The 20,606-nt window shown below is 38.1% G+C and carries 18 protein-coding genes; 6 read left to right on the plus strand and 12 right to left on the minus strand.

The window, feature by feature from the left end; genetic code table 11:
• Positions 1 to 442: 442 nt before the first annotated feature.
• Both D9K81_RS08210 and D9K81_RS08215 read left to right on the plus strand, forming a co-directional pair.
• Positions 443 to 1,147: an SIMPL domain-containing protein gene (locus D9K81_RS08210; RefSeq protein ID WP_120375233.1), complete on the plus strand. Its 705-nt coding sequence runs from the start codon at positions 443 to 445 to the stop codon at positions 1,145 to 1,147.
• Positions 1,148 to 1,344: 197 nt separating this feature from the next.
• The gene (locus D9K81_RS08215) at positions 1,345 to 1,941 is read left to right on the plus strand and encodes an undecaprenyl-diphosphatase (protein ID WP_120375322.1); all 597 of its coding nucleotides are present in this window, start codon (positions 1,345 to 1,347) and stop codon (positions 1,939 to 1,941) included.
• 73 nt (positions 1,942 to 2,014) lie between these two features.
• Here D9K81_RS08215 and proB read toward each other — a convergent pair whose 3' ends face one another.
• Positions 2,015 to 3,148 carry a glutamate 5-kinase gene (gene proB, locus D9K81_RS08220; RefSeq protein ID WP_120375241.1) on the minus strand — a complete coding sequence of 378 codons (1,134 nt, stop codon included), beginning with the start codon at positions 3,146 to 3,148 and terminating at the stop codon, positions 2,015 to 2,017.
• A 30-nt stretch (positions 3,149 to 3,178) separates the two neighbouring features.
• Positions 3,179 to 4,393, minus strand: coding sequence for an Obg family GTPase CgtA (gene cgtA / locus D9K81_RS08225; protein ID WP_120375242.1), 1,215 nt, complete (start codon positions 4,391 to 4,393; stop codon positions 3,179 to 3,181).
• Positions 4,394 to 4,660: 267 nt separating this feature from the next.
• Between cgtA and D9K81_RS08230 the strand changes: the two genes are divergently transcribed.
• On the plus strand, positions 4,661 to 5,869 hold the full coding sequence (locus D9K81_RS08230; protein ID WP_227601941.1) for an MFS transporter: 1,209 nt from the start codon (positions 4,661 to 4,663) through the stop codon (positions 5,867 to 5,869).
• A 152-nt stretch (positions 5,870 to 6,021) separates the two neighbouring features.
• On the opposite strand, the gene D9K81_RS08235 is transcribed toward D9K81_RS08230, so the two are convergent.
• Entirely contained in the window at positions 6,022 to 6,402 is a 381-nt protein-coding gene (locus D9K81_RS08235; RefSeq protein ID WP_120375243.1) for a winged helix-turn-helix transcriptional regulator, read from the minus strand.
• Positions 6,403 to 6,520: 118 nt separating this feature from the next.
• Here D9K81_RS08235 and D9K81_RS08240 point away from each other — a divergent pair, with 118 nt between their 5' ends.
• A complete protein-coding gene (locus D9K81_RS08240; RefSeq protein WP_120375244.1) occupies positions 6,521 to 7,375 on the plus strand; it encodes an SDR family oxidoreductase in 855 nt (284 codons plus the stop codon).
• Between the two features lie 71 nt (positions 7,376 to 7,446).
• Here D9K81_RS08240 and D9K81_RS08245 read toward each other — a convergent pair whose 3' ends face one another.
• The 8 genes from D9K81_RS08245 to uvrB form a co-directional block, all read right to left on the minus strand.
• Positions 7,447 to 8,127 carry a hypothetical protein gene (locus D9K81_RS08245; RefSeq protein WP_120375245.1) on the minus strand — a complete coding sequence of 227 codons (681 nt, stop codon included), beginning with the start codon at positions 8,125 to 8,127 and terminating at the stop codon, positions 7,447 to 7,449.
• A 3-nt stretch (positions 8,128 to 8,130) separates the two neighbouring features.
• Complete coding sequence (locus D9K81_RS08250; RefSeq protein ID WP_171406898.1) at positions 8,131 to 8,823, minus strand: MFS transporter; 693 nt, start codon at positions 8,821 to 8,823, stop codon at positions 8,131 to 8,133.
• A 316-nt stretch (positions 8,824 to 9,139) separates the two neighbouring features.
• On the minus strand, positions 9,140 to 9,637 hold the full coding sequence (locus tag D9K81_RS08255; protein ID WP_121523191.1) for a GNAT family N-acetyltransferase: 498 nt from the start codon (positions 9,635 to 9,637) through the stop codon (positions 9,140 to 9,142).
• A 264-nt stretch (positions 9,638 to 9,901) separates the two neighbouring features.
• Positions 9,902 to 11,359: a glyceraldehyde-3-phosphate dehydrogenase gene (locus D9K81_RS08260; RefSeq protein WP_106984673.1), complete on the minus strand. Its 1,458-nt coding sequence runs from the start codon at positions 11,357 to 11,359 to the stop codon at positions 9,902 to 9,904.
• Positions 11,360 to 11,629: 270 nt separating this feature from the next.
• Entirely contained in the window at positions 11,630 to 13,390 is a 1,761-nt protein-coding gene (locus D9K81_RS08265; RefSeq protein WP_120375248.1) for a hypothetical protein, read from the minus strand.
• Positions 13,391 to 13,701: 311 nt separating this feature from the next.
• On the minus strand, positions 13,702 to 14,634 hold the full coding sequence (gene rarD, locus D9K81_RS08270; RefSeq protein WP_120375249.1) for an EamA family transporter RarD: 933 nt from the start codon (positions 14,632 to 14,634) through the stop codon (positions 13,702 to 13,704).
• Between the two features lie 133 nt (positions 14,635 to 14,767).
• Positions 14,768 to 15,361 (minus strand): lipocalin family protein, encoded by a 594-nt coding sequence (locus tag D9K81_RS08275; RefSeq protein ID WP_120375250.1) that lies wholly within the window; start codon positions 15,359 to 15,361, stop codon positions 14,768 to 14,770.
• Between the two features lie 147 nt (positions 15,362 to 15,508).
• Positions 15,509 to 17,530, minus strand: coding sequence for an excinuclease ABC subunit UvrB (uvrB, locus tag D9K81_RS08280; RefSeq protein ID WP_120375251.1), 2,022 nt, complete (start codon positions 17,528 to 17,530; stop codon positions 15,509 to 15,511).
• A gap of 318 nt (positions 17,531 to 17,848) precedes the next feature.
• Between uvrB and D9K81_RS08285 the strand changes: the two genes are divergently transcribed.
• Positions 17,849 to 18,628, plus strand: coding sequence for an A1S_2505 family phage non-structural protein (locus tag D9K81_RS08285; RefSeq protein WP_120375252.1), 780 nt, complete (start codon positions 17,849 to 17,851; stop codon positions 18,626 to 18,628).
• A 126-nt stretch (positions 18,629 to 18,754) separates the two neighbouring features.
• Positions 18,755 to 20,191 (plus strand): sensor domain-containing diguanylate cyclase, encoded by a 1,437-nt coding sequence (locus tag D9K81_RS08290; protein ID WP_120375253.1) that lies wholly within the window; start codon positions 18,755 to 18,757, stop codon positions 20,189 to 20,191.
• A 58-nt stretch (positions 20,192 to 20,249) separates the two neighbouring features.
• Here the strand turns inward: D9K81_RS08290 and D9K81_RS08295 are convergent, their stop codons facing one another.
• Positions 20,250 to 20,429, minus strand: coding sequence for a hypothetical protein (locus tag D9K81_RS08295; RefSeq protein WP_120375254.1), 180 nt, complete (start codon positions 20,427 to 20,429; stop codon positions 20,250 to 20,252).
• Between the last annotated feature and the right edge of the window lie 177 nt (positions 20,430 to 20,606).

Raw genomic sequence — 20,606 nt, forward strand, 5'->3', positions numbered from 1 at the left:
CGGGTGACTTGCGGTCCTTTGACTCGGTGCTTTATGAGTTTCTAGTTAGTCCAGAAAAACGATTTCTGTATTGGCTAACTAGAGGGCGGATGATACAGTTTTTTTCAGGAAAATAAATAACTTTTCGAACCAAATATCTAGTTTCCTAATTGAAAAAAGGGATCAAGCTCACCGTTAGAATGAATTATCATCTTACATTGTGACAGACCAAAGAAAATAGTATGTTTTCGTTGTTTTTTAAAATATCAATTCACACAACTCATCTAAACTAAATTCCACTGATCAAACTATTGTTTTAAATAAATATTATTAAATATAACCATATTCAAAATCGATATCGGTTTTTACAAACTCCTCACAATATTTTCTAAAATAAACCACGATTCAGGCTTAGTATCTGACATAACTCTTCACAATTGAATTTTATATAAAAGGTTAAATTATGCGTAGCTTTTCTTATAGCACCCTTCTATTGGGTTTAGCATTAAGTACTACAGCCTTTGCTCAAAGTAATGAGACGATTAACTACAACCTCATTAACATTCAGGCTGAGGCGAGTCGTCAAGTGAGCAATGACGAAATGAATGCCGTACTTTATATTGAAAAATCCAACAAACAGCCGACAGAGTTGGCCAATCAAATTAATCAACTTATGTCACAAGCAGTACAGACTGCAAAAAAATATCCAAGCATCAAAATTGAAACAGGTTCACAAAGTACCTACCCAATTTACGACAATGACAGCCAAAAATTAAAAGAATGGCGAGGCCGTGCAGAAATCCGTATTGAAAGTACAGACTTCAAAAATGCAAGTCAGCTCATTAGTGAGCTCCAACAGAATTTCCAAACACAATCCATCAACTTTACTGTATCTGATGCCCAACGCAAAAAAGTCGAAAATGAGCTTGTCGTAGAGGCCTCTAAAAACTTTCAACAACGTGCGCAAACATTGTCACAAGCGTGGAATAAATCAGGCTATAACTTGGTGAATATTAATTTAAACACTAGCAATTATGGTGGTCAGCCTGTACCTCGTATGGCCATGATGAAAGCATCATCTAATTCACTTGAAATTGCAGATCAGCAAATGGCTGGCGGTGAGTCAAAAATTAGCGTGAATGCTTCAGGTACAATTCAGTTGAAATAGTCTGATTATTCACCAGTATTTGATGTCATTGAAAAATCAGCCTAATTGATGGTTTTCTCTTTAGCTCGTAGCATTAAACTACGGGCTAAATTTTTATTTAATATTTAGTCTTAATTTTTTGCATTTTTATTACATAGTTATTTCATAAATTTGCTACATTTTGTCGCATATTTTTTCGTTTATTTTTCGCTATGCCTATTTCACTTGAACATTTAAATTTATGGCTGTATCAACTACTGAATGTGCCTGAGCAAGCCTCTAATGGCATGATGAATTATGCTATTTTTGTGGCGCATGATCTGATTTATCTCATGCTATTTATTTTTATTTTTTGCTGGTTGAGAGGGAGCTTTCAAACTAAAAAATTAATTCTAAAAGCATTTATTTTTACCGCAATTACCCTTTCTATTGGCGAAATCCTCTCCTTAGTTTTTGATACCCCACGCCCCTTTGTGATCGACGTTGGTCAAACACTGATTGAACACTCGCCTACCGGTTCTTTCCCAAGTAATCACATGGCTATCTTGAGTTCGATTGCTTTCTCATATTATTTTTCTGAACGTCGAGATATTGGCCGATTTTTAATTGCCGTCGCATGGCTGGTGGCTTGGTCACGTGTTTATGTTGGCGTACATTTCCCAATTGATATGCTTGGCGGTTTCTTTATTGCATGGGTGGTTAATTATTCTGGCTTAAAACTGTGGAATAAATATAAAGACCAAATCATGATGTGGGTGATGAATGTTCATCAAAAATTATTTCGCCCTTTAATTGAAAAAGGCATTATTAAATAAATCTGTTTTACTCTGCTAAATCAGAATTTTGAATGAAAAAAAAACAGCTCCTGAGAGCTGTTTTTTATGCCAATTAGTAAATCGCCATGTGATTTCGATGAATCATTTCAAGTGAACGTGCCTCGCCCAAAACTTGATGCACTTTGTCTGAAGCTAAGCCTTTGACAATTTCCGCAGAACGCGAACTAAAATTCACACGCCCTACTGCAATACGATGGCCATGTGTATCCACACATTCCACCACATCACCACGCTCAAAATGCCCTTCAACAGCTTTTACACCTACAGGCAATAAACTACGATGATTATCACGAATTGCTTTTACAGCACCATCATCAATCACGAGACGGCCAGCAGTTTGCAAATGCGCTGCCAACCATTGTTGATGTGCAGTGACTCGGTCATTATCAGTAATAAATAACGTACCTAATAACTCACCCGCCATTACACGTGAAAGTACGCAATCACTATCACCACTGGCAATAACAGTAGGACAACCCGATTTTGCAGCAAGACGAGCAGCACGAACTTTGGTCAACATGCCACCGCGACCAAACTTACCACCGCCACCAGCCATATCAAACAATGACTCATCCATAGCACGTACTGTATGGAACAATTTGGCATTAGGATTTGAACGAGGGTCTGAATCAAACATGCCTTCTTGGTCCGTTAGAATCACCAAAAGATCCGCATGAACTTGACCCGCAACCATAGCAGCCAATGTATCGTTATCACCAAAACGAATTTCGTCTGTAGATACTGTGTCATTTTCATTGATCACTGGAATGACACGCCAGTCGATCAAGTTTTGCAAAGCATCACATGAGTTTAAATAACGGCGACGATCTGCAAGGTCATCATGGGTTAAAAGCACTTGGGCTGTGCGAATAGAACGTTGTTCTAATACACTTGACCAAGTATGAATTAAGCCCATTTGGCCAATGGCTGCACACGCCTGAAGACTGGGTAGATCTGTGGGTCGGCTGTCTAGATTCATTCGAACCATGCCTTCAGCCACAGCACCAGAAGACACTAGAATAATCTCGTGCCCTGCATTGTGTAGATCTGCAATTTGCCCCGCCCAATGCGAGATTGCATCTAGATCTAAACCTTTTCCGTTTGCTGTGAGTAAAGAAGATCCGATTTTAACAACGATTCTTTTGCAATCCTTAAGCTGACGCTGTCCATCTACCACTTGTATCATCTTGTCCTCAGTTACTCTTAATTATAGAGCTTAACGTACGTAATACGACTCTGCTGCATCTTCGCCATCTTCATCATCATCTTCGTCATCACCCAAAATACCAGCAAGACGTTGTTGACGACGCATTTCACGATACGCTTCTTTCGCAGCAATCGTTTGTTCACGTGTTTCAGCTTCAAGCTGATCACGGAATGCTTTCATCTCTGCTGCATATTCAGGGTCTTCAATCTCGCGTTCTTTTTGCTGCTCAATTTGATCCATCAAGAAATACACAACATCTTTCGTGCCTTCTAATGTCAAACCAGACGTCTTAAATACTGGACCTGTCCATTGAAGCTCTTCAAGAATATGATTACACCACTCATCACGGCTTTCCGCTGGCAATTGGTCCAGTTTATTCAACACCAATACCACTGGAAGTTTAGACAATGTTGGAGAGAATTTTTCTAATTCGCCCAAAATTGCTTTTGCGTTATAAGCGGGATCTGAACCGTCAATTGGTTGTACATCTACAATGTGCAATAAAATGCGTGTACGTGCCAAATGCTTTAAGAAACGGATACCTAAACCAGCGCCTTCAGCCGCACCTTCAATCAAACCTGGAATATCGGCCATTACAAATGAACGGTGACTGTCTGCATCGACCACACCAAGGTTCGGTACCATCGTGGTAAATGGATAGTCTGCAACTTTTGGCTTCGCCGCTGATACTGCACGGATAAATGTTGACTTACCCGCGTTTGGCATACCCAATAAACCAACGTCTGCCAACACTTTTAACTCTAAGCGAATTTCACGAAACTCGCCTTTGTTACCATGTGTGCACTGACGTGGAGTACGGTTCGTTGATGATTTAAAGTGAGTATTACCTAAACCACCATCACCGCCACGAGCAACCATCACTTTCTGACCATCTTCAATTAAGTCAGCAATGATGTCACCAGAATCGATGTCTACAATCGTTGTTCCAATTGGAACAAATAACACTGTGTCTTCACCGCCACGACCTGCGCAGTTTGCACCACGGCCATTTTTCGCACGTTCTGCACGGAATTTACGGGTATAACGATAATCTACAAGTGTGCTGGTATTTTCATCAGCCTGAACAAAAATACTACCGCCACGGCCACCATCACCACCATCTGGACCACCAAATGGTACGAATTTCTCACGGCGAAAACTGGCTACGCCATTGCCACCGTCGCCAGCCTCTACGGTAATGACTGCTTCATCAACAAAGCGCATATTGCCAATCCTCTAAAAACTTTAAAACCGCCTATTCTGCCATATTTTAAAGAATTTCTCGAATAGAATTATTCAGCATTCGCTGAGTATTTCTATTTTATGGGCGATATTTTGTGCGATACCTAGTCAGTAATTGGCATTTACCCAGCAATTTTTGGAAAAATTTACCTCATTAATTGGTTTTATATATCGGCTCATCTTTTAAACTTATTTGTCTTCATTTCATCAGATCGATATATTTCTGACATGATGTTATAGGGATATATCATGCCTCCTCAGTATAGCAATGAAATGCAATCTGAACTTTCTGCTCAATTTGTCCTTTTAATGGCGCTTGCATGTGGTTTATGTGCAGGTTCAGCTTATTTTAATCAGCCACTGATTTATTCTATTCAGCACAGCCTTAAAATTACTACAGATCAAGCGGGTTTGTCTGTGGTATTGGCTCAGGTTGGCTATGGCTTAGGACTTATGCTTCTTGTGCCTTTGGGGGATTTACTCAACAAAAGAAAGCTTATTGTATGCCTGATGGTCTTTGCGGCCATTTCACAAGTTCTTTTATCTTTTAGCACTCACGTGATTTGGCTGTATAGCTTCACTCTTTGTGCGACTTTTGGCGCAATTTCAGCTCAAATTTTAATTCCTTTTGCTTCAAGCATCAGTTCACCCGCTCAAAGTGCAGCCACAGTAGGAAAACTCATGAGTGGTTTGGTCATGGGCATTATTTTATCGCGAACATTTGCGGGTTTCGTATCTACCTATTGGTCATGGAACATGGTGTATTTAAGCAGTGGGATTACCACACTTTTATTTGCACTACTGATGTGGCACAAACTGCCCAACACTCAAGCCAATTCACAGCTCACAATCGCAAAAATTTATCAGTCGCTATTTAATCTTGCAAAATCAGAACCGCATTTAATCCGACGCGCCTGTGCTGGTGCTTTAGGTTTTGCCATTTTATCAATGGTTTTCACTTCTATGACCTTTGTGCTGGCCAATCCGCCCTATCACTTTTCAGATTTTGAGATTGGTTTGTTTGGCTTGCTGGGCGTGATTGGTATTTACTCATCCAGCTGGTCTGGGCGTAAGGTCGGCTTAGGTCAGGAAAATAAAGTCGCGCTGATCTGCATCAGTCTTATGCTATTGTCTTGCCTGCCAATGGCTTTTGCACAATTGAATATTGTGGCCTACGCCATAGGCGTGCTTATGAGCTACTTTGGTCTAACTGCATTTCATGTACTGAACCAAAATTTGGTCTATCGCATTAACCCAACAGCACGATCCCGCATTAATGCAGTGTATATGACCATTTACTTTTCGGGCGCAGCTTTAGGCTCTTTAACAGCCGTATATGCATGGCAACATTGGGGCTGGTTGGGCTGTGTTAGCTGTGCCTTTATTTTCGCGCTTGGTATTCTAATCCTCGACCGTTTGGATTTTAGAACCATGCAATCAGCCACCCAAGCACGTTAAGACTGATACATATACAACACAACAATATTAAACTAGGGCTGTATGATTTAACGAGTGTCGTACACTCAAAATAGGTGAGCTATGGTTGCTAGAAAGCAACCTTGTTCACGCCCGATTTAGTCGTTAGGTAGACAAATTTATCAACTTATAAACTAAGACACTTTAGAAACGGCTGCTTTATTATCTAAAATATCGGGTAATTTTGTTTCAATCCAACCAATCAAATACAGTACTTTTTCAGCGGCTTGTGAGCCTGTAATGGTCAGCTGATATTCAACCTTTGGCGGTACAACTGGATAAACTGTACGCAAAATAAAGCCATCACTTTCGAGCATTTTCAGTGTCTGCGCCAGCATCTTTTCACTAATGCCTTCTATGCGTTGTTTAAGTTCACTAAAACGATGCACACCATCATTTAAACAACGTAATACCAGCACCGACCATTTATTGGTTAAGTGCTCCAAGATGTCACGTGATGGACAATTCGTGGATAAAACTTGACCTAATAATTTACTTGAAGCGTAGTTAGACATCAAATCTCTCCTAATGGTAATAAACTTACTTTTTGGTACGTACTTACATTTAGTAAGTTAACAGATTAGTATTTATGCATCAAGTTTATTTTTCATACAACAACATGAGGGTTTATAGATGAAAATTGCAATCACTGGTGCAACAGGTCAACTCGGTCAATTGGTTATTCAAGCCTTATTAAAACGCGTCAGTGCGGATCAAATTGTGGCTTTAGTACGTAACGAAAGCAAAGCAACAGCTTTGTCTGAGCAAGGCGTTGAATTACGTCATTTTGATTATGACGCGCCTGAAAGCTTAGCACCAGCGCTACAAGGCATCGACAAATTATTACTTATTTCTGCCAATGAAGTTGGCCGTCGTACACCACAGCATAAAGCAGTGATTGAAGCAGCTCAATTGGCGAAAGTTCCTTATATTGCCTATACCAGCTTATTACGTGCAGACAGCTCACCTTTAGGCCTAGCACAAGAGCATCGTGAGACCGAAGCGCTTATTCAAGCCAGCGGTTTAAGCTATACCTTATTACGCAATAATTGGTACAGCGAAAACTATCTTGCGGGCGTTGAGCACAATGTAGCGTCTGGAAAACTCTTTAGTGCAACACAAAATGGCCTTATCAGCTCGGCATCTCGTGCTGACTATGCAGAAGCAGCAGCTGAAGTTTTAACAACTCAGGGCCATGAGCAAAAAACTTATGAACTCGCTGGCTCACAAAGTTTTACCAAAGCAGACTTAGCGACTTATATTGCAAATGCAGCATCTAAACCCGTGCAATATGTAGAAATTGATGCAGAAAGCTTCGCTCAAGGGCTTACTCAAGCAGGCTTACCAGAACCTGTAGTGAACTTAATCACTCAAGCTGATGTGGAAACAGCAAATGGTGCGATGTTTAGTGACCGTACGGATTTAGAACAATTACTTGGCCGTAAAACCATCTCCATTCAATCGCAAGTAGAAGCTTTGTTTAAATAATATTCAATTTTCTTGAAATTTCCCCCATAGCTTCACGTAATTGAATATTCAATCACGTGAAGCACTTCATATTAAGGATGAATATTTTTGAGTGGCAAATTCATTTGCATATTTAAATTGGCTTTGGTGTTACGCTCAGTGTTGTACATGGTCGCATGAAAAGCTGCGATGTTTTGTAAGGTAATTGGATCATTGAGGTTTAGCTTTGGCGTAAATTGATGATCTACATATAAATGGACGGACTCATTAAAGTCGAAATAAACAGGCCCATGAAACATAATTTTTACGGGTAGCTGATATTGGCGCTTTAAATGAAACGGCACATCTAAATGAATCGGAATATCGAGTTTTAAAGGGAATTTAGGCAAAAGTTTATTTTGATAAATTAAGTCTGTTGTGGTTTCCAATGGCATATTTTGTCGAATTTTCAATTGTGTTTGATAGTCCAAATCAACTTGAATCGGTACTTCTACAGTAAATGCTAAATCTGCCAAATACTTACCTTTCAAAGGTAAGTCCAGTTGTCTTTTTAAATCAATTTTTGTATCTAAAGTGCCACGCGCATGTGCTTGTAAATAATTACCTACGTGAATAATTGTAGGCAGTGAATGTGATAATTGAATATTGGCTTGTTGTGCTTTTACCTGCAAAGATGCCTGTACATTGAGATAGATCCAAAACAGCAATGCCACCAAACTGGTGATCGCAACAAATCCCCATAGCCAGTACTTTATAGAATAATGACTTTTCATAGCCTACTTGCCTGTCGTACTAGAAGTTTGACGAGACAATGTCATGTCTTTGAGTGGAATGACCAATTCACCCTGCTTAATTTTGACTGGTAAAGTATTTTGCACATCAACAGTTGCCTTCAGTGCTGTTGAAATTGGCACATTCAAATGGCCATTTATAGGAATATTGGCATTAATTTTCGTGTTTAATGGAATATTTAAATTTTCTTTCAGCTGTGTTTTGACGGGAGCATCAAATTTTAAATGAACTTTTTGCGATAGAGGTACATCGATATTAATAGGCACGTCTAATTGAATTGGAATATTTCCTTTTAAAGGTAGAGTGATATCCCGCCCTAGCACACGCACTTGAACCTTGGTATTAATGGGCATGTCTTGATTAATTTTAAGCACTTCTCGTACTGGAATAACCGTTTGAATAGGCACCTGATTATCAAAATACACGCGTGGTGTTAAGGTTTGTGTGAGTGGAATGTGCAACTGTTCTTGTATTGGAATAGAAGCGTTCACTCGACCAGAAACATCAACATTAAGTGCATCGTGTATTTTCACTTCTGCTTGTAAAGGCTCTTGTAAATCAATACTTACGCTTTGATTTTCGAGTGGAATATAGATATTAAAGTGTTTAAACACCCAAATCGCGATGAGTACACCGCAAATGGAAGCCAACACAATTAATGCTAATCCACTTAGCATGTGCTTTGCCTGCAAAACCTATCCTTGTATTTTTATTTTTGAATATCTCAGTGTGCGCAATAAATACATGCAGGTGTGCAATTTTTTGTATGTTAATTTGCAAAATCGGTAACCGTTTAGATTTCTATTTTGGTTCCAGCTGGGTATTTTTTCTTATTTAGAGTTAAGCGGGACTGTATGAAACTGTATAAATGAGCTATTCAATAGGCATAAAAAATGACACCTGCCTAAAAATTCATGCATTAAAACAGGATTTATTTATTTTAAATATATGATATTAAATAAATTATTTAATATATTCTTAAAAATATAAATATTAGATCACAAAAAACTTCATTAGCCGCTCATCAATATACCCATCATTCTCTTTTAAAGCTTTATGTTCAATTCCATACGTTTGAAAACCAAATTTTTCATAAAGATGAATTGCTACCTTATTATCATCTGCAACAGTCAATAGAATTTGTTCTATCTTGTTTTTACAATATTTTATAATTATATTTAGTAACTGATTTGCAATACTTTTTTGTTGAAATTCAGGCTCAATAAAAACACTAGATAAATGTGCTTTATGAGAAAATTTTGCTCCAACTTCTTGTGTTAATGTGGCTAAGCCTATGATTTTATTTTTGTGATATACACCAAGTACACTCGAATTTGATAAGCAGGCTTCAAAAAATATTAATGATTGATTTACCTCAGCCGAATAAGTAGATCCAAATATTTTTGGTGATTTTTTTAAAGCTGAAAGTCTAATCGTTCTAAAATCTTCAACATCATTGATATCTAAAGTTTTAATCTCAATATTTAACATATTCTTCTATTAGAAATAGTTTAATCGCGTTTAACTTAGCATAAATTGTTTCTTCGAATTCTAAAAAGCCTATACTTCAGTGCTGTAATTAGACCACCTATTAATATCTACAACATGCTAAGTATTGATTGTATAAACAGTTCTTTATTTTTACTTTTGTTCATCAATCCATTCAAAACAACTCATCAGCTACGCTTTAAGCGACATTATTTACAATAAAAAAGAGCCTCATAAGAGACTCTTTTTTATATCAAACTGAACTAATTATGCATTCGTTTCAGCAGGAACTTTTGGATAGCTTACGCCACCCATTTGCTCAGCAATACGAAGTACTTGGCAACTATAACCCACTTCGTTGTCATACCATACGTATGCAGTTAAGCGGTTACCAGCAGTAATTGTTGCTTGCGCATCAAATACACCTGCAGTACGTGAACCGATAAAGTCAGAAGATACAACTTCAGTAGAGTTTGTATAACCGATTTGACCTTGAAGGTTAGAGTTAATTGAAACTTGGCGAAGGTATTCATTTACTTCATCACGTTCAACTTCTTTATCCAAAGTCAGGTTCAAAATTGCAAGAGAAACGTTTGGTGTAGGTACACGTACAGAGTTACCAGTCAACTTACCTTTAAGTGCAGGAAGCGCTTTCGCAACTGCTTTCGCAGCACCAGTTTCAGTGATAACCATGTTCAGTGTTGCAGCACGGCCACGACGGTCAGCTTTATGGTAGTTGTCAATTAAGTTCTGATCGTTTGTGAACGAGTGAACTGTTTCAACGTGACCGCCAAGAACTGTATATTTGTCATGTAACACTTTAAGTGTTGGTGTGATTGCGTTTGTTGTACAACTTGCAGCAGAGATGATTGTATCTTCATCAAGGATGTCTGCTTGGTTCACACCAAATACAACGTTCTTCATGTCACCTTTACCAGGTGCAGTTAGAATTACGCGAGCAGCGCCTGGGCATTGAAGGTGTTGTGCAAGACCTTCAGCATCACGCCATTTACCTGTGTTATCAATCACAAGTGCATTGTTAATGCCGTATGCAGTGTAATCAACTTCTGTTGGATTAGACGCATAAATCACTTTAATGAATTGACCATTTGCAATGATTGCTTCGTTTTCTTCATCTACAGAAATTGTGCCTGCAAATGGACCGTGAATAGAGTCACGACGAAGTAAAGAAGCTCGTTTTTCTAGGTCACCGTCAGATGATTTACGAACAACGATTGCTTTTAGGTTAAGACCACGGCCTAAACCAGATTGACCAATCATTAAACGCGCAAGGATACGACCGATACGACCGAAACCGTAAAGAACTACATCTTTGTTTTCTACAGATGCAGCATTACCTTGTAATGATTTAACAGCATCAGCAACAAATGCGTCGATGTCGCCGCCTTTTTCTTTAAATTCAACAGCAAGTTTGCCCAAGTCGATTTCAGCAGTACCGATATTTTCAACTTTCGCCAAAGCTTCAAGAATTGGGAATGTGTTTACTACTGAAAGTTCAACGTCTAATACGCGAGTACGACGGTGAGCTTTAAGAATTTGAATCACTGAACGGTTAATTAAAGAACGACCGTATACTGTAGCTACGATGTTTTTTTCACGGTATAACTGACCCACTAGGGCAATCATACGTTCCGCAAGTTCTTCACGGTTTTTCCAGCGACCTTGGTGCTCTGCATGTAGGGCAACGATAGTGTCTTTGCTCACAGATACGTCCTCTAATTAATTGTAAATCGAAGCTTAAATTTCAAAACCCGACAATTGTAATGGAATTATCTAAAAGATAGAATCCAAAAGCTGATATTGGAGGCTTATTTTCTTATATATTCACTATAAATTATAAAAATAGTTGTAATTATTTTTATGATTTTGTTTTAAAAGATTTTTAAAATGCATTTTAGTAGCCCTAAAATACATTTTTATTTAATCGTTTCTTTATCAATCAGTGAATTAAGCTGTTTACAATTAAAGTCCTGATCAATGCGAGTAATTTAACTCATAACTGGTTTTTTCAGCTTTTGACGCCACAGAAAAGTTAAGGTCAAAATTAATAGAAGCATTAAAGTCTTCTACATCAAAATCTGAATAGGTTTCGGGTAATCGTAATAAAATTGGCAACCGCGTAATGCCATTGTCTCCACATGGGAATGCGTAGTGGCGCTCATGTTCACTAAAGTTATGTAGGGTTTCAAACTCTAAAAACACTGAACATTTTGGATTTTGACGTGGTGCCTGCAAAACACTCATAAACATTTTGTGCTTCATCTGTTGCCCCAGCTTGTGTGCCTCAGCCAAATCACGCTCTGCTTGATTGCTCTTGGTCATTCTCTTGAAGAAAGAACCTTTATCCGCATTTTGTTGGCGTTTCAATTTATTAATATAGATTGTCAGTTCACGGTAATCCAGCAAGTGCTCTGTCATGGCAAAACGAATATCTTGCAATGGTTTCAGTGAGCGTTGATGCATGACTTCCCACTCATGTTGATTCAGAGGCACAAAAGTATCTTGTCGGCGTTTTTCTAATAACTTTAAATAGCCGACCATTTTATATTCAAATAACTGCACATGCTGATTAAACACCAATGCAGGTTGCTGTTTAAACTCACGATAATAGGCAAGTAATTCTGAATATAGGCGATGTACGCTTAAATATAAATAATCAAATTCTTCTATATGTGATAAATGCGATTTAATCGCCTCATACACAGGTTTAAAAAAATCAGCCGTTAATATATTTTCAAATTTTTTCAAATGCATTTGTGCAACAACATCTGCATTTTTAGCAACAAATTGAATTGGTTCAATCAGTAAAGGAATTAAAGACTTTTCGCACACTTCTTCTAATTGCAGCACAATATCCATCACATCAACATGAATTTGGCTTTGTACGGTCACCATACATTCAACTAAAGATTTGAAGTGATCAATATATTCATTTTCTTCAGTGGCCTGCATATCCAACACAATGACATTTAAAAATGTTTGCGCTTCGATTGCCCCTTTTTCTTCGGTTAAGAAGCGTCGAATTGAATATGGGTTTTGCTCTACTTGCATCACAGGTGCCGTGACAAAAATATATTGTGAGGTTTTGACCAATTCAAAATGGCGGATTTTTTGTTGCTTGCTGAGATAATATCGGAAAATAGGGTGTTTCATAATTTCCGAATGGCGCTTCAATAACGGCTTAAACCAATAGCCTAATAATTGTTGCTTAATAAACACTTCAATAATAAAGCATTTAATTTGTGATTCTGTCAGCTTACGGATGCCTTCTGGCGGTGTAATCACCATACGACGAATGACTTTGGCCGCATTCAGTAAAAATGTACGGCGAATCATTAATTTTTCACGTTGCAACACAAAGTTTTCATCTACAGAAATTTGGTCAATTTGCTCGATGGCATTTTCCAAATAATCGGCAATTTGTGTGCTGTCTTGAATAGATTTGAGGTCTTCTAAAGATTCACTCAGCGTTTTAGCAATATGTTGCATACGGTCATTGCTAAGACTGTGTTTTAAAATCGCAAGACTAGATGATGCTTTGTATTCAAAACCACCTGTTATACGGTTCCAATAGATTTCTTTGCTCTTTAAAATTTGATGATCAATTTCTTCACGCAACGCCATATCAGACTCATCCAGAATCTTATGTAGTCGAGCCTCCCAATCCACATCAAGGCTAGGCTCTAGCTGCAGTAATGCGGCGCGTATTTGGTATGGAATACTGCTATTTTGCATGTCCTAGCCCTCAAATGTTATGAAATTTATCTAAGTTTAAAGCATTCGTCTTTTTATAAGCATAAATGTTAAACAGTTATCATTTTTTAATCAATAGCGTGATTCTGTCTTTGAGCGAAAAGATAAACGGTTTATCTGATTTTAAAAAATCATCGTATTTTCTAAGAGGAAGTGGTTCTCAAAATCTTTTATTTTTTAATTGAACAATTTTTATTGTCGCGATATCAATCAAAATGATGCTTTCATCTGTATTTATCATTTTTGATTAATATCGTTCGCTTTAAAGCAATCCTTTAACTCATTATAGATATTTATGAATCTAAACGCTTTTGCAGAGCATCGACATTTTTTTTCAACATGCTTTCTTTTTGCTTTTGTTTAAATAAATGTACTGTGCCTTCCAACATTAATAGCAATACAGCGCACCAAATTGGAATATAGGTGAACCATTCGTTGGCTTCAATACGCTCGCCTAAAGCCAAAGAGGCAAAAGCCAATAAAATTGGCTCTAAATAACTTAATAAACCAAAGATGACAAAAGGCAACATGCGACTAGCTAGAATATAACTACCTAAACCAAATGCACTTAATATACCCAAACCAATGACTGCAAAAATTAAATGCGGAAATTGCGCAATCAAAGGAATACTGTCGCTATAGAAAAATCCTAAATAAATGGCGACAGGAATAATGAGTAATAAATCCCACCAAAAACCGCCTAAATGATCTGTTTTATAAACACGTCGCAAAAAGAAATATAAGGGATAAGCTAGTGCAACATAAATGGTTTCCCAAGCAATACTCCCAATTCGCCATATTTCATGCCCTACTCCTAATACAGCTAGAATTACGGCGGCCCACTGCCAATAAGACAGTTTTTCTTTATATAAAATACATCCAACCAGCACCATCACTAAAGGCAATAAAAAATAACCCAAAGAAACTTGCAGGCCACGACCATTAATAGGACCCCATAAAAACAGCCATAACTGTGTGGTACATAATAAAGAACTGATGATCAGCCAAATCAAAATAGCAGGTTGTTGCACAATCCGTTTAAAAATTGCGCTGACATGTTTTAAATCACCTGAATACCACATAAACAGCGTTAAAAATGGCAATGTGGCCAACATACGCCAAGCAAAGGTTTGCTCACTATCTAAGGGCTGTAAAAATTGAGTATAAAAATACAGTACACCAAAAGTAACTGAGGCCAAAACAGACAATGCAACGCCTTTATACATCATTCACCTCAAGTGACCTCTGGATTATGCATATTCAAATGAACAGCAAACAGTATCTATATAAGTGACTATTCTAGCAAATAAAAAACCATGGCTAAGCATGGTTTTTTATCATTTGTTCTATAAGCTTAAATTAATGTGGTGCTTTTTTGGTTTGCTTGGTATGAATGACATCACTCAAGTCATAGCCAAGGCCTTTGGCATAGTCTAAATATTCATTAATCACATGCTGATCTGGATGTGGATCACGCGATAAAACCCATAAGAATTTTCGACGAGGTTCACCCACTAAAACTGTCTGATAATCTTCGTCTATTTTGAGTACCCAATAATCGCCACGACCTACAGGTAACCAACGAACTGCATCAGGTAAAAAGCTCACTTTTAACTTACTGTTAAATGGTGCATTTTGCACAAATGCCTCACCCTGCGATGAGTTAACTTTGCCATCTTTCATCACACAGCGGTTATCTACATTCACATTGCCATTTTCATTTAAGGTATATACCGCAGTCACATCACGATCACATTTGTTTTGAAAGACCATGGGCTTACGTGCCACTTCATACCATGTTCCTAAATAGCGATCGAGCTCAACTCGCTCCACAACAGCCAATGGTTTGGTTTGAGCATAAGCCATAGTGACAGCGCCTAATCCCACCAGTACCGCACCACCTACAACAATTTTTGCCAATTTAAAGCCAGCTTTTGGGAGATGATTCACCATAAATAATGTCCTACATTTTTATATAAATAGATTAATTTTGATTCAAAAACATATTTAAGCTCAAAGTTTCTCAATTACAATAACGTGTAAAATTCGACCATGTGTCTAAATTATGTAATGAACTCAATCTCCCTTAAAGCGACAAAATCACTGCAATAATTGCGATTTTAGATGCAAAATTTCATCTCGCAGACGTGCCGCTTGTTCAAACTGAAGTTCTTTAGATGCTTTGAGCATTTCCTTTTCTAACTTAGCCAAATGTTTTGCCAATAATTTCGGATCTGACATTAAATACTGTTGATCTGCACTTAAGGCTTTTGCTTGGTCTGCGATTTGTACTTCTACCTCATCGTCTGTAAGTACTTCACCTGTATCAATTTCTTGTACGACTTTACGCACAGCACTACGTGGTACAATGCCGTGAATTTGGTTAAATTCAATTTGTTTTGCGCGACGGCGGTCGGTTTCATCAATCGCTTTTTGCATTGAATCCGTAATTCTGTCGGCATATAAAATAGCCTTACCATTTAAATTACGTGCAGCACGACCAATAGTTTGAATGAGTGAACGTTCAGAACGTAAGAAGCCTTCTTTATCGGCATCTAAAATTGCCACCAGCGATACTTCTGGCATGTCCAAACCTTCACGCAATAAGTTAATACCGACGATAGCATCGTACACACCAGAACGTAGTTCATGAATGATTTTGGTCCGTTCAACGGTATCAATATCCGAATGCAAATAGGCCACTTTCACACCATATTCTTTTAAATATGAAGTTAAATCTTCGGCCATTCGTTTGGTCAGCGTAGTGACTAACACACGTTCGTTTAATTCCCGACGATTATTAATTTCTGAGAGCACATCATCCACTTGTGTAAGCACAGGTCGAATTTCAATGGTTGGATCGACCAAACCTGTCGGTCTTACCACTTGCTCTACAATTTGCTCAGATTTTTCTAACTCATAACGTGCGGGTGTTGCACTCACATAAATAGTCGCAGGTACAATGCGTTCCCATTCTTCAAATTTCATTGGGCGGTTGTCCAAGGCACTTGGTAAACGAAAACCATAATTCACCAAGTTTTCTTTACGTGAACGATCGCCTTTATACATCGCGCCAATCTGTGGCACGGTCACATGCGATTCATCGATAATTAATAAAGCATCTTCTGGAATATAATCAAATAAAGTTGGTGGTGCTTCGCCACTTGGACGGCCCGATAAATGCCGTGAATAGTTTTCGATGCCATTGGTATAACCCAATTGTTGCATCATTTCTAAATCATAACGGGTGCGTTGTTCAATCCGCTGTGCTTCAAGCAATTTGTCATTAGCTCTGAAAAATCCCAAACGCTCGGTTAATTCTTCCCGAATCGTGTCTATGGCACGGCGCAAATTATCTTTTGGCGTCACGTAATGGCTTTTTGGGTAAATCGTGATACGCGGTACTTTACGTACCATTTTGCCTGTGATTGGATCAAACCAACGAATTGAATCCACTTCATCATCAAACAACTCCACACGAATCGCATATTGATCAGATTCAGCAGGGAAAATATCTAGAATTTCACCGCGAATTCGGTAAGTCCCTCGCAAAAACTCCAGCTCATTACGGGTATATTGCATTTCAACCAAACGACGAATCAGGTCATCACGATTAATTCGATCACCCTGCACAATATGCAATAACATGCTCATGTAGGCATTTGGATCACCTAAACCATATATTGCCGATACCGATGCGACAATAATTGCATCACGACGCTCTAAAAGTGCACGCGTTGCCGATAAACGCATTTGGTCAATATGATCATTAATTGAAGAATCTTTTTCTATAAATGTATCTGATGATGGCACATAGGCTTCTGGCTGATAGTAATCATAATAACTGACGAAATATTCCACAGCATTATGCGGAAAGAAAGACTTAAACTCACCATATAGTTGCGCGGCCAAAGTTTTGTTATGCGCCATAATAATGGTCGGTCGTTGCGTACGTGCAATCACATTGGCCATGGTATAAGTTTTACCCGAACCGGTTACCCCCAATAGCAATTGATCATGCATACCCTGCTCTACGCCTTTCACCAATTTTTCAATGGCTTGTGGCTGATCACCAGCAGGTTCAAAGTTCGTAACTAATTCAAATGACAGAGCATCACTCATAGGCTTTGGCTTATTCTTTAACTTAACATCACTATCAATTATGAGGGCTAATGTAATCGATACAACCTAAACTTGTAAAAACTTCACCTCTATGTTGAATGGTCATTGTCAGTCACTTCAAACATACACAACGATCAATGATCGTGTGAAATCAAGGACCAGCCCTTCAACCACTCAATTTAGCAAAGCAAAATTCAATCCTTTTAATCAATAAATGCATCAAAATGTCTATAAATCAGAAAAATAACCTGTTCATGACTTGACCAAGTCATCAAGCAATTGCACCATGAGATGAAACCACAGCATAAGTGAATACGCATGACTTACCATTACCATGACGAAAGTATCGTGAAATCTTTAGCAGAAGATACCATCTTCGTATTTGGCAGTAATTTAGCAGGTCAACATGCTGGTGGTGCCGCACGAACAGCACAACAATATTTTGGTGCACTCAAAGGTGTTGGACGTGGTTGGTCAGGGCAAAGTTTTGCTATTCCAACCATGAATGAACATCTTCAACAAATGCCACTTTCACAAATTCAACACTATGTTGATGATTTTAAGATCTACACCAAAAATCACCCAAAACAAAAATACTTTTTAACTTCTATAGGCTGTGGTGTTGCGGGCTATACAGTTGAAGAAATCGCACCAATGTTTAAAGGCATTTCACATAACGTAATTTTTCCTGTGTCGTTTCGTCCTTTTGTAGAACGCCCACTGCCTAAACTCACTAAAAAACTATTGCATACCATCTTCCGTGATTCTGTTATTTTTGCTCCTGTGAGTGATGAATTAATTGATGTTTTAGCACTTACAGACAATGAGAAAAGTTTAGCCAGAATTTTGCTCAATACACAAATGTATCCAACTGACAGTAATGGACGTGATCGTGTATTTGAAATTGCGGATATTTTGCATAACTTAAATGGCAAAATTTTCGAATTTCAAAGTAATTCTGAAGGCCCTATGATTTTTGGAGGCGTCATTTTGTCTTTATTAGAACTGTATAATATTAATGAAAAAGACTTTGCCGACATTTGGCTGGGGCAACGCGAAATTATGCCTCCAAAGCCCGCCCATAAAGCAAAAAAATAGATCGAAAAAAGCCAATCTTAATGATTGGCTTTTTATTAATTTTCGGTTATTTTTGTGACTTAAAGCACACTTTACAATAATACCTTTCAAGCTTAAGCCTGAAGTTAATCCTCTCTCGAGCTCATCATGACCCACCACGACAATGCTATATTTAATATGTCCCCTATCCCACTTTGGTTGGAAGACTTTAGCGCAGTCAAAAAGCAGTTAAACCAGTGGCGTGAGGATGGTATTGAAGACTTGTCCGAGCATCTATTGCAAAACTTAGATTTAGTCCGAGAAAGTGTTAAAAAAATTAAAATTTTACAGGTGAATGAACAAACATTAGCGCTATACGAAGCCAATGATTTTAGCCATTTATGTGCACATCTTGATCAAATTTTTCAGCAGGAAATGTTGCATACACATATTGATGAGCTAGTACAGCTTTGGGAAGGCAAAACGCACTACATCAATACTGCCATTAACTACACCATTTATGGCAAACGTTTAGATATCCAACTGCGTTGTACCATTTTGCCCGATTATGCAGAAGATTGGTCACAAGTGTTAATTAGTACAGAAAACATCACCCCATACCAAAATGCACGTCGATTAGAGGAAAAAAACCGCCAGTTGGCAGAAGCTCGGTTTATTTACTCACCTACCTCGCTTTGGGTTGAAGACTTCAGCCAAATTAAAAAAAGATTAGATCACTTACGTCATATTGGCATCGAAGACTTTAATACTTTTTTAGATGTGCACCCCGATTTTATTCAGCAATGTATCAAAGACATTGTAATTATAGATGTCAATCAAGCCACACTCGATTTATTTGGCGCACCAGACAAACAAAGTATTTTAAAAAATACGCATAAAATTTTTGCCAAAGAAATGACTCAAACATTTCGCGCACAGCTTTTGGACCTATGGACAGGTAAAATTCATCATCAACACGAAGCTGTGAATTACGCCCTAGATGGAAGCATACGCCATGTGCTCTTACAATTTACTGTTTTCCCAGGTTTTGAAAATTGCTGGAGCACCGTACAAGTCGCATTGGTTGATATTACTGCGCGTAAAAAAGCCGAAAATTATTTAGAATATCTCGGCAAGCATGATGCACTTACCAAACTCTATAACCGTAGTTTTTACATTGATGAGATCAATCGATTAGAACGCAGTCAACAAAGACCTGTATCGTGTATTTTTATCGATTTAAATGGTTTAAAAAATATCAACGATCAATTTGGACATGATGCAGGTGATCAACAATTACGTCGCATGGGGCAAATGCTGAATCAGTTAATTCTGAACACCCAATATAGCGCTTCACGAATTGGTGGTGATGAATTTGTATTGTTACTCCCCAATGCTGATGAAACTTCATTACAGAGTTGCCTGAGTAGCTTACAAGAGCTATTGCATGTAGATAATCAATTCTATTCTAATCATCCTATCAGTCTCTCAATTGGTCATGCCAGTTCTCTCAAAGATGAGCAGATTGAAGACACTATGAAACGCGCAGATGCTGTGATGTACCAAAAAAAGAAAGACTACTATGCAAACCTCAACCATCCCTAAAATATTTAAACGTTAAAAATAAAAAACCTGCAAAAATGCAGGTTTTTTATTTTTACGCTTAACGCTTACCCATAGAACGACGTGTGCCACGTGGCGGTGGGAAAGTCGCATCTGCATATTGTTTCGGCTTTGGACGAACCTGATTATGTGCAGAATCTAAAGTTGACTCTTCTGCCACTGGCATTGGAAAAGGCAACTGTACTAAGGCTTTTTTCTTGGGAGGGTTTTGGGTGCTCATGTGATTCACTCAACAATTTCTAAGTATATTGTACAAAAAAAACAGCCTTCATGCGCTATGGTTTGCATACTGAAACTTAAAAAAGCGCACTAAGGCAATATAAAGCACTACTCTTTTTATGTACTGATAGCTCTATGAACCCTTTACGGTTTAGTCCCTTTAACATAAAAATTTTAA

It is taken from the genome of Acinetobacter chengduensis (assembly GCF_003664645.1).
Classification (GTDB): domain Bacteria; phylum Pseudomonadota; class Gammaproteobacteria; order Pseudomonadales; family Moraxellaceae; genus Acinetobacter; species Acinetobacter chengduensis.

What these genes read in the sequence shown, in the direction of transcription:
- D9K81_RS08210 (WP_120375233.1), top strand. Translation starts at nt 443, where the DNA reads ATGCGTAGCTTTTCTTATAGCACCCTTCTATTGGGTTTAGCATTAAGT.
- proB (WP_120375241.1), bottom strand. Translation starts at nt 3,148, where the DNA reads ATGATACAAGTGGTAGATGGACAGCGTCAGCTTAAGGATTGCAAAAGA.
- cgtA (WP_120375242.1), bottom strand. Translation starts at nt 4,393, where the DNA reads ATGCGCTTTGTTGATGAAGCAGTCATTACCGTAGAGGCTGGCGACGGT.
- D9K81_RS08230 (WP_227601941.1), top strand. Translation starts at nt 4,661, where the DNA reads ATGCCTCCTCAGTATAGCAATGAAATGCAATCTGAACTTTCTGCTCAA.
- D9K81_RS08235 (WP_120375243.1), bottom strand. Translation starts at nt 6,402, where the DNA reads ATGTCTAACTACGCTTCAAGTAAATTATTAGGTCAAGTTTTATCCACG.
- D9K81_RS08240 (WP_120375244.1), top strand. Translation starts at nt 6,521, where the DNA reads ATGAAAATTGCAATCACTGGTGCAACAGGTCAACTCGGTCAATTGGTT.
- D9K81_RS08245 (WP_120375245.1), bottom strand. Translation starts at nt 8,127, where the DNA reads ATGAAAAGTCATTATTCTATAAAGTACTGGCTATGGGGATTTGTTGCG.
- D9K81_RS08250 (WP_171406898.1), bottom strand. Translation starts at nt 8,823, where the DNA reads ATGCTAAGTGGATTAGCATTAATTGTGTTGGCTTCCATTTGCGGTGTA.
- D9K81_RS08255 (WP_121523191.1), bottom strand. Translation starts at nt 9,637, where the DNA reads ATGTTAAATATTGAGATTAAAACTTTAGATATCAATGATGTTGAAGAT.
- D9K81_RS08265 (WP_120375248.1), bottom strand. Translation starts at nt 13,390, where the DNA reads ATGCAAAATAGCAGTATTCCATACCAAATACGCGCCGCATTACTGCAG.
- rarD (WP_120375249.1), bottom strand. Translation starts at nt 14,634, where the DNA reads ATGTATAAAGGCGTTGCATTGTCTGTTTTGGCCTCAGTTACTTTTGGT.
- D9K81_RS08275 (WP_120375250.1), bottom strand. Translation starts at nt 15,361, where the DNA reads ATGGTGAATCATCTCCCAAAAGCTGGCTTTAAATTGGCAAAAATTGTT.
- uvrB (WP_120375251.1), bottom strand. Translation starts at nt 17,530, where the DNA reads ATGAGTGATGCTCTGTCATTTGAATTAGTTACGAACTTTGAACCTGCT.
- D9K81_RS08285 (WP_120375252.1), top strand. Translation starts at nt 17,849, where the DNA reads ATGACTTACCATTACCATGACGAAAGTATCGTGAAATCTTTAGCAGAA.
- D9K81_RS08290 (WP_120375253.1), top strand. Translation starts at nt 18,755, where the DNA reads ATGACCCACCACGACAATGCTATATTTAATATGTCCCCTATCCCACTT.
- D9K81_RS08295 (WP_120375254.1), bottom strand. Translation starts at nt 20,429, where the DNA reads ATGAGCACCCAAAACCCTCCCAAGAAAAAAGCCTTAGTACAGTTGCCT.